Annotated in this window: 8 protein-coding genes; all 8 read left to right on the forward strand. The window is 64.8% G+C overall.

What is annotated here, in order from left to right; all coding sequences use genetic code 11:
- Window positions 1–5 precede the first annotated feature (5 nt).
- The 8 genes from lhpI to AC07OF_RS10940 all read left to right on the forward strand — a co-directional run bounded on the left by lhpI (window position 6) and on the right by AC07OF_RS10940 (window position 9,064).
- Window positions 6–1,787 carry a cis-3-hydroxy-L-proline dehydratase gene (gene lhpI, locus AC07OF_RS10905; protein ID WP_495072874.1) on the forward strand — a complete coding sequence of 594 codons (1,782 nt, stop codon included), beginning with the start codon at window positions 6–8 and terminating at the stop codon, window positions 1,785–1,787.
- A complete protein-coding gene (locus AC07OF_RS10910) occupies window positions 1,780–2,445 on the forward strand; it encodes an amino acid ABC transporter permease (protein ID WP_157192897.1) in 666 nt (221 codons plus the stop codon). Before lhpI ends, AC07OF_RS10910 begins: the two co-directional genes overlap by 8 nt.
- Before the next feature lie 10 nt (window positions 2,446–2,455).
- Window positions 2,456–3,106: an amino acid ABC transporter permease gene (locus AC07OF_RS10915; RefSeq protein ID WP_038611632.1), complete on the forward strand. Its 651-nt coding sequence runs from the start codon at window positions 2,456–2,458 to the stop codon at window positions 3,104–3,106.
- Window positions 3,099–3,821 carry an amino acid ABC transporter ATP-binding protein gene (locus AC07OF_RS10920; RefSeq protein ID WP_038611635.1) on the forward strand — a complete coding sequence of 241 codons (723 nt, stop codon included), beginning with the start codon at window positions 3,099–3,101 and terminating at the stop codon, window positions 3,819–3,821. Before AC07OF_RS10915 ends, AC07OF_RS10920 begins: the two co-directional genes overlap by 8 nt.
- A 114-nt stretch (window positions 3,822–3,935) precedes the next feature.
- Window positions 3,936–4,964 carry a trans-3-hydroxy-L-proline dehydratase gene (locus AC07OF_RS10925; RefSeq protein ID WP_495072875.1) on the forward strand — a complete coding sequence of 343 codons (1,029 nt, stop codon included), beginning with the start codon at window positions 3,936–3,938 and terminating at the stop codon, window positions 4,962–4,964.
- A 123-nt stretch (window positions 4,965–5,087) separates the two neighbouring features.
- Window positions 5,088–6,005, forward strand: coding sequence for a dihydrodipicolinate synthase family protein (locus AC07OF_RS10930; RefSeq protein ID WP_038611641.1), 918 nt, complete (start codon window positions 5,088–5,090; stop codon window positions 6,003–6,005).
- 70 nt (window positions 6,006–6,075) lie between these two features.
- Entirely contained in the window at window positions 6,076–7,458 is a 1,383-nt protein-coding gene (gene abaF / locus AC07OF_RS10935; RefSeq protein ID WP_038611643.1) for a fosfomycin efflux MFS transporter AbaF, read from the forward strand.
- Window positions 7,459–7,483: 25 nt separating this feature from the next.
- Entirely contained in the window at window positions 7,484–9,064 is a 1,581-nt protein-coding gene (locus AC07OF_RS10940; RefSeq protein ID WP_495072876.1) for an aldehyde dehydrogenase (NADP(+)), read from the forward strand.
- Window positions 9,065–9,193: the final 129 nt, after the last annotated feature.

The raw sequence follows: 9,193 nt of genomic DNA on the forward strand, positions 1-9,193 counted from the left end.
GCAGCATGACCAGCACTCCCAAACCCCTGGCCGGGCGTAGCCTGGTCGAGGGCGCGGCCCAGGGCGAATTGCTGTTCGCCGACACCGGGCTGAGCTTCTGGGGCGGGGTCGACCCGTTCAGCGGCGAAGTGATCGACCGCCATCACCCGCTCAGCGGCCAGTGCATCGCCGGGCGTGTGCTGGCGATCCCCAGCGGACGCGGCTCGTGCACCGGCAGCAGCGTGATGATGGAACTGATCAGCAACGGCCACGCACCGGCAGCACTGGTGCTGGCCGAGGCCGACGAGATCCTGGCCCTCGGCGTGCTGGTCGCGCAGACCCTGTTCGGGCGCTCCTTGCCGGTGCTGTGCATCGGCAAGGAGGCTTTCGCCAGTTTGCGCGGCGCAGGCTTTGCGCGGGTCGAAGGCGAGCGCCTGAGCCTGTTTGCCCAGGCGCCCGCCGCCGACTGGCAGGCCCCGACATTTACCCCGGCTGACCGGCCATTCAGCAGCGCCCTGAACCTGAGCCCGCAGGACCAGGCGCTACTTGATGGCAGCCATGGCAAAGCGGCGCAGATGGCGATGCAGATCGTCCTGCGCATGGCCGAGCTGCAAGGCGCCGAGCAGTTGCTGGACGTGACCCAGGCGCATATCGACGGCTGCATCTACACCGGCCCCGCCAGCCTGCGCTTTGCCGAACAGCTGGTGCAGTGGGGCGCGAAAGTGCGGGTGCCGACCACGCTCAATTCCATTTCGGTCGACCAGCGCCGCTGGCGCGAACTGGGCATCGACCCGGCGCTCGGCGAGCCGGCCAGTGCCCTGGGCGATGCCTATATGGCCATGGGCGCGCAATTGAGCTTTACCTGCGCGCCTTACCTGCTCGACAGCGCGCCGACCCTGGGCGAACAGGTGGTCTGGGCCGAATCCAACGCGGTGGTCTACGCCAACAGTGTGTTGGGTGCGCGCACGCTCAAGTACCCGGACTACCTCGACATCTGCATCGCCCTGACCGGTCGGGCAGCGAGCATTGGCTGTCACCTCGACAGCCGGCGCAAGGCCCAGCTGATTGTTGAAGTGCCGCCGCTGGACGGCCTCGACGACAGCTTCTACCCCCTGCTCGGCTACCACATCGGCGCCCTGTCCGGTTCGCGGATTCCTCTGGTGTACGGGCTGGAACAGGCGCAACCCGGCCTGGACGATCTCAAGGCGTTCGGCGCCGCCTTTGCCACCACCTCTGCCGCGCCGCTGTTTCATATCGCCGGGGTGACGCCCGAAGCCCTGGACCCGGCGCAAGTGCTCGAACCCGGCGCAACCCTGCCGACCGAGCGCCTGCACCTGAAGGATCTGCTGCACAGCTGGCGCGAGCTCAACAGCGCCCGCGAGCCGCAGGTCGATGTGGTGTCGCTGGGCAACCCGCATTTCTCGTTCAGCGAGTTCGCCGCGCTTGCCCGCCTGTGCCAGGGTCGGCACAAACACCCGGACGTGGTGGTGGCGATCACTTGCGGTCGCGCAGTACTCGAACAGGCCCGCGCCGCCGGGCATATCGCCGGGCTCGAACGCTTCGGCGTAACCCTGGTAACCGACACCTGCTGGTGCATGCTCGGCGAGCCGGTGATCCCGCCGGCGGCGCGCACGCTGATGACCAACTCGGGCAAATACGCCCACTACGGGCCTGGCCTGGCCGGTCGCCCGGTGCATTTCGCCAGCCTCGCCGAGTGTGTCGAATCGGCCTGTAGCGGCCAGGCCAGCGGTCGCCTGCCAACCTGGCTGCAACCTGCCGTCTGCAAGGAGAGCCCCGCGCATGTTTGACTACACCTTCCAATGGCGTTCGGCCCTGCGCGCCCTGCCGGATATGCTGACTGGCGCCTGGGTCACCTTCGAGACCGCCGCATTGTCGATGATCTTCGGGGTGTTGATTGCCCTGGCCCTGACCGTGATGCGCGAAGGCAAACAGCCGTTGCTGCGCGGCTTTGCCAATGGCTGGGTGTCGATCGCGCGCAACACCCCTTCGCTGTTCCAGATCTACATCCTGTACTTCGGCCTCGGTTCGATGGGCCTGCATGTCAGTTCGTGGATCGCCCTGCTGGCGGGGATCACCTTCAACAACGCCGGGTACCTGGCGGAGAACTTTCGCGGCGGCCTCAAGGCCGTGCCGACCACGCAGATGCGTGCGGCGCGCTCGCTGGGCATGAGCGCCTTCCAAACCTACCGGATGATCGTCATTCCGCAATTGCTGCGGGTGGTGTTCTACCCGTTGACCAACCAGATGGTCTGGGCGGTACTGATGACTTCGCTGGGGGTGATCGTCGGCCTGAACAACGACCTCACCGGCGTGACCCAGGACTACAACGTCAAGACCTTCCGCACCTTCGAATACTTCGCCCTGGCGGCGGCGCTCTACTACGTAATCGCCAAGGCGATCGTCGCAGTTGCGCGGCTGATGGCCTGGCGCTTGTTCCGCTACTGAGGAGCCCGGCATGTTCTCTACCAGCTTTACCTGGAACGACTTCATGTTCCTGCTCGACGGGGCCAGGGTTACCGTGCAACTGACCTTCTGGGCCATCCTCCTGGGCACCTTCGCCGGCTTGCTGTTCGGCCTCGCCCGTGCCCTCTGGCCACGGCTCAGCCTGCCCCTGGCGTGGGTGCTGGATGTGTTTCGCAGCGTGCCGTTGCTGATCCAGTTCGTGCTGTTCAACTCGTTCAAAAGCATCGTCGGGCTGAACATCAGCGCCTTCAGCGTCGGCTGCATCGTGCTCGGCGTGTACACCGCCGCGTACTTCACCGAGATCGTCCGCGGCGGTGTGCTGGCGGTGTCGCTGAGCGTGCGCCGGGCCAGCCGTTCGCTGGGCATGAGCTACCTGCAGGATTTGCGCTGGATCGTCCTGCCGATGGCCACCCGGGTGGCGTTTCCCGGCTGGCTGAACCTGGTGCTGGGGGTGATGAAAGACACCGCGCTGGTGATGTGGATCGGCATTGTCGAACTGCTGCGCGCCTCGCAAACCATCGTTACACGGATTCAGGAACCCCTGCTGGTGCTGTGCATCGCAGGCCTCATTTACTACGTCATGAGCCTGGTGGTTGCCCGCCTGGGCGCCCGTCTGGAAAGAAGGTGGCAAGAAAATGATTGAGATCCAGAACGTACACAAATCCTTCGGCAACCTCGAAGTGGTCAAGGGCGTAAGCCTGACCGTGGACAAGGGCGAAGTGGTGTCGATCATCGGCGGCTCGGGTTCCGGCAAGTCGACCTTGCTGATGTGCATCAACGGCCTTGAGGAGATCCAGAAAGGCAGCATCCGCGTCGACGGCGTCGAGGTGCACGACCGCGCCACCGACCTGAACCGCTTGCGGCAGAAGATCGGCATCGTCTTCCAGCAGTGGAACGCCTTTCCGCACCTGACGGTGCTGGAAAACGTGATGCTGGCGCCGCGCAAGGTGCTGGGCAAGAGCAAGGAGCAGGCCGAAGAGCTGGCGGTCAAGCAACTGACCCACGTCGGCCTGGGCGACAAGCTCAAGACCTTCCCCGGCAAGCTGTCGGGCGGGCAGCAACAGCGCATGGCGATTGCCCGGGCGCTGGCGATGTCGCCGGACTACATGCTGTTCGACGAAGCCACCTCGGCGCTCGATCCGCAGCTGGTGGGTGAAGTGCTGGACACCATGCGCATGCTCGCCGAAGACGGCATGACCATGGTGCTGGTGACCCACGAGATCCGTTTTGCCCGCGATGTGTCGGACCGCGTGGCGTTCTTCCGTAACGGCCTGGTGCACGAGATCGGCGCGCCGGATCAGGTGATCGGCAACCCGTTGCAGCCGGAGACGGCGGCATTTTTGAAGTCGGTGAAATAACAGCATCGCCGGCTTCGCCAGCTCCCACAGGGTCCATGGTCATCACACCGCCCTCTGTGGGAGCCGGCCTTGCCGGCGATGAGGCCCTCCCCCTCAACACAAGGAGTCCCGTGAATGCGTTCATCAAAGATCATCCACATCGTCAATTGCCATGCCGAAGGTGAAGTCGGCGACGTCATCGTCGGTGGCGTCGCCCCGCCGCCCGGCGCCACCGTCTGGGAGCAGTCGCGCTGGATCGCCCGCGACGAGACCCTGCGCAACTTCGTCCTCAACGAGCCGCGCGGCGGCGTATTCCGCCACGTCAATCTGCTGGTGCCGCCGAAGGACCCACGCGCGCAGATGGCCTGGATCATCATGGAGCCGGCCGACACCCCACCGATGTCCGGCTCCAATTCACTGTGCGTGTCCACCGTGCTGCTCGACAGCGGCATCCTGCCGATGACCGAACCGGAAACCCGCCTGGTGCTCGAAGCCCCTGGCGGCCTGATCGAAGCGGTCGCCGAATGCCGTGACGGCAAGGTGCAGCGGGTGGAAGTGAAGAACGTGCCGTCGTTCGCCGACCGCCTCGACGCCTGGATCGAAGTCGAAGGCTACGGCTCGCTGCAGGTCGACACGGCCTACGGCGGCGACAGCTTCGTCATCGCCGATGCCCGGCAACTGGGCTTCGCCATTCGCCCGGACGAAGCCCGGGAGATTGTCGAGATCGGCCTGAAGATCACCCACGCCGCCAACGAGCAGCTGGGCTTTCGTCACCCGCTGAACCCGGACTGGTCGCACATCTCTTTCTGCCAGATCGCCGCGCCCATCGAGTACGAGAATGGTGTCGCCACCGGCGCCAACGCCGTGGTCATCCGTCCCGGCAAGATCGACCGCTCGCCCTGCGGCACCGGTTGCTCGGCACGCATGGCGGTGATGCAGGCCAAAGGCTTGCTCAAGGTCGGCGATCGCTTTATCGGCCGCTCGATCATCGGCTCGGAGTTCCACTGCCGCATCGATTCGCAGACCGAAATTGCCGGACGCGAAGCCATCTACCCGTGCATTTCCGGGCGTGCCTGGATCACCGGCACCCACCAACTGCTCCTCGATCCGAGCGATCCATGGCCACAGGGCTACCGGCTGTCGGACACCTGGCCCGGTGCCTGATCACTAACCCGTTGATTTACAAAGACCCTTAAAACCCGATCCGCGACACACGAAAAAAACACTGGTCGACATCACACACTTTTAATATCGTATACGAAATACAATAAACAACCGGAGAACACCATGAGCAAGCACGTAAACTGGAGCGGCGTCTTCCCTGCGGTCACCACTCAATTCAACGACGACTTCTCGATCAACCTGGAGAAAACCCACGAGGTGATTTCCAACGTGATCCGCGATGGCGTCTCGGGCCTGGTGGTGTGTGGTTCGGTGGGTGAAAACACCTCGCTGACCGCCGAAGAAAAGATCGCCGTCACCGAAGTCGCCGTCGACGCCTCGCGCGGCCGGGTCCCGGTGATCTGCGGCGTCGCCGAGTTCACCAGCGTACAGGCGGCCAAGGTGGCCAACGCGGTGCACAAGGCCGGCGTCGACGGGGTGATGCTGATGCCGGCGCTGGTCTACGGCTCCAAGCCGTTCGAGACTGCCGAGCACTACCGCTATGTGGCCAAGCACGCCGACGTGCCGCTGATGGTCTACAACAACCCGCCGATCTACAAAAACGACGTTACCCCGGACATCCTGATTTCCCTGGCCGACTGCGACAACGTGGTGTGCTTCAAGGACTCCTCCGGCGACACCCGGCGCTTTATCGACGTGCGCAATGAAGTCGGCGACCGCTTCGTGCTGTTCGCAGGTCTGGACGACGTGGTCCTGGAAAGCATCGCCGTCGGTGCCCAGGGCTGGGTCTCGGGCATGTCCAACGTGTTCCCGAAAGAAGGCGAGACGATCTTCCGCCTGGCCAAGGCCGGTCGCTTCGCCGAGGCCCTGCCGATCTATGAATGGCTGATGCCGATCCTGCACCTGGATGCCCGCGCTGACCTGGTGCAGTGCATCAAGCTGTGCGAAGCCATCGCCGGTCGCGGCAGCGCGCTGACCCGTCCGCCACGCCTGGCCCTGCCGGAAGCGGATCGGGTGTTCGTCGAGCAGATCATGGCCAAGGCCCTGGCCAACCGTCCGCAGCTGCCAGACGTCGGCCTCTGATGTGATGACCGGGCCGGCTCCGTGGTGGAGACCGGCCCGCCTGTTTTGCGCCCATACAGGAACCGCCAGCATGTCCAGTCACCCTTCCAGCGCAACCACCCCTGCAGGATTGAAACGTGTCGTCGCCGCGGCCATGGCCGGCACCGTCGCCGAATGGTATGAATTCTTCCTTTACGGCACCGCCTCGGCACTGGTCTTCGGCCAGTTGTTCTTCCGCCAGACCGACAGCCCCATCGACGGCATCATCGCCGCCTTCGCCCTGTATGCCGTGGGCTTTCTCGCCCGTCCTCTGGGCGGGCTGGTGTTCGGTCACTACGGTGACAAATTCGGCCGCAAGCGCCTGCTGCAGCTGAGCCTGGTGGTGGTCGGCATCACCACCTTCCTGATGGGCTGCCTGCCCGGATTCGACAGCATCGGCTATGCCGCACCGGTGTTGCTGGTGCTGTTACGGCTGATCCAGGGCTTTGCCTTTGGCGGCGAATGGGGCGGCGCCATCCTGCTGGTGTCCGAGCACTGCCCGGACAACCGTCGCGGCTTCTGGGCCAGCTGGCCGCAAGCCGGAGTGCCGGCGGGCAACCTGATCGCGACCCTGGCCTTGCTCCTGCTGTCGAGCACCCTGGCCGAAGAGCAGTTCCTCGCCTGGGGCTGGCGTGTGGCGTTCTGGTTCTCGGCGGTGGTGGTGCTGATCGGCTACTGGATCCGTACCAGCGTCGACGACGCGCCAATCTTCAAGGAAGCCCAGGCTCGCCAGGCACAGAAGGCCGAACAGCAACTGGGCGTGGTCGAGGTCTTGCGTCATCACTGGCGGGCAGTGCTGGTGGGGATCGGTGCGCGTTTTGCCGAGAACATCCTCTACTACACCGTGGTGACCTTCTCGATCACCTACCTCAAGCTGGTGGTGCACAAGGACACCTCGCAGATTCTCCTGCTGATGTTCGGTGCGCACCTGTTGCACTTCTTCCTGATTCCGCTGATGGGCTACCTGTCCGACCTGGTCGGACGCAAACCGGTCTACCTGACCGGCGCGGTGCTCACAGCGTTCTGGGGCTTTATCGGCTTCCCGATGATGGACACCGGCAACAACTGGCTGATCATGGCGGCGATCACCCTGGGCCTGGCCATCGAATCGATGACCTACGCGCCCTACTCGGCGCTGATGGCCGAGCTGTTCCCGACCCACGTGCGCTACACCGCCCTGTCGCTGTGCTACCAGGTCGCGCCGATTTTCGCCGGCTCCCTCGCACCGCTGATCGCCATCACCTTGCTCAACAAGTACCACAGCTCGACACCGATCGCCTGGTACCTGGTCGGCGCCGCGCTGATCTCGATCGTCGCTGTCGGCCTGACCCGCGAGACCCGTGGCAAGTCGCTGCACGCGGTCGACGCCGAGGCTGCCGCGCGCATTGCCGCCGGGCAAGCCGCACCTGTTCGCCAGGGCAGTTCGCTGGCCTGACCCCACCTTTGATATGGAGTGCTCCATGCCGGACATCATCGGCCACAACTACATCGGCGGCGCGCGCAGCGCCGCTGGCACTGTCACCCTGCAAAGCCATGCGGCGAGCAGCGGTGAAGCCCTGCCCTATCGTTTCCATCAAGCCACACCCGAAGAAGTCGACGCTGCCGCCCGTGCCGCGCAACAGGCGTATCCAGCGTTCCGTAGCCTGTCACCGGAGCGGCGCGCGGCCTTTCTCGAGGCCATCGCCACACAACTGGATGCCCTGGGTGATGATTTCATCCAACTGGTGACCTGCGAAACGGCGCTGCCCAATGCCCGTATTCTGGGCGAACGCGGGCGCACCAGCGGGCAGATGCGCCTGTTCGCCCAGGTGCTGCGCCGGGGTGACTTCCTGGGAGCACGGATAGACCGTGCGCAGCCGGACCGGCAACCATTGCCACGTGCCGACCTGCGCCAGTACCGCCTTGGCGTCGGCCCGGTCGCAGTGTTCGGTGCCAGCAACTTCCCGCTGGCCTTCTCCACCGCTGGCGGTGACACCGCCGCCGCGCTGGCCGCCGGTTGCCCCGTGGTGTTCAAGGCGCATAGCGGCCACATGGCCAGCGCCGAAGTGGTCGCCGACGCGATCATCCGCGCCGCCGAACAGACCGGCATGCCCAAGGGTGTGTTCAACATGATCTACGGCGCCGGGGTTGGCGAAGCGCTGGTCAAGCATCCGGCGATCCAGGCGGTCGGCTTCACCGGTTCGCTCAAGGGCGGACGCGCGCTGTGCGACATGGCCGCCGCACGGCCGCAACCGATTCCGGTATTTGCCGAGATGAGCAGCATCAACCCGGTACTGGTACTGCCACAAGCGCTGGCCAAGCGTGGCGAGCAGATCGCCCGCGAACTGGCCGCCTCGGTGGTGCTCGGCTGCGGGCAGTTCTGTACCAATCCGGGGCTGGTCATCGGCCTGCGCTCCCCCGCGTTCAGTGCCTTCAGCGAGCAACTGGCGGGACAACTGGCTGAACAGGCGGCGCAGACCATGCTCAATGCCGGCACTCTCGCCAGTTACACCAGGGGCGTGCAGGCACTGCTTGCACATCCGCGCATCACCCACCTGGCGGGCCGTGCGCAACAGGGCAGCCAGGCCCAGCCGCAGTTGTTCAAGGCGGATGCAAAGCTGCTGATCGAGGGTGATCCGCTGTTGCAGGAAGAGGTCTTCGGTCCGGCCACGGTGCTGGTCGAAGTGGCTGATGTCGGCGAGCTGCACCAGGCCCTGAACGGTCTGCATGGCCAGCTCACCGCGACGCTGATCGGTGAAGCCGCAGACCTGCAAGCGCATGCCGAGCTGCTGCCGTTGCTGGAACAGAAAGTCGGCCGCGTACTGTTCAACGGCTACCCGACCGGCGTCGAGGTCTGCGATGCGATGGTGCATGGCGGGCCGTATCCGGCGACCTCGGATGCACGTGGGACGTCGGTTGGCAGCCTGGCCATCGATCGTTTCCTGCGACCGGTGTGCTATCAGAACTGCCCGGATGCGCTGTTGCCTGAAGCGTTGCAGGACGCCAATCCATTGGGCATTGCCCGTCTGGTGGACGGTCAGAGCAGCCGCTACGCGCTATAGGCTCTATGATTCTGAGTTGGGCTGGGTTTCGAATGCGGGCTTATCCATTTGGTGTGGCGACGCTGCCGGCCCCTTCCGCCCTTACGGCGGCCTACTTTTTTCTTGGAAAAAGTAGGCAAAACCGCTCGC

The organism is Pseudomonas sp. GW821-FHT10B02, from assembly GCF_059415665.1.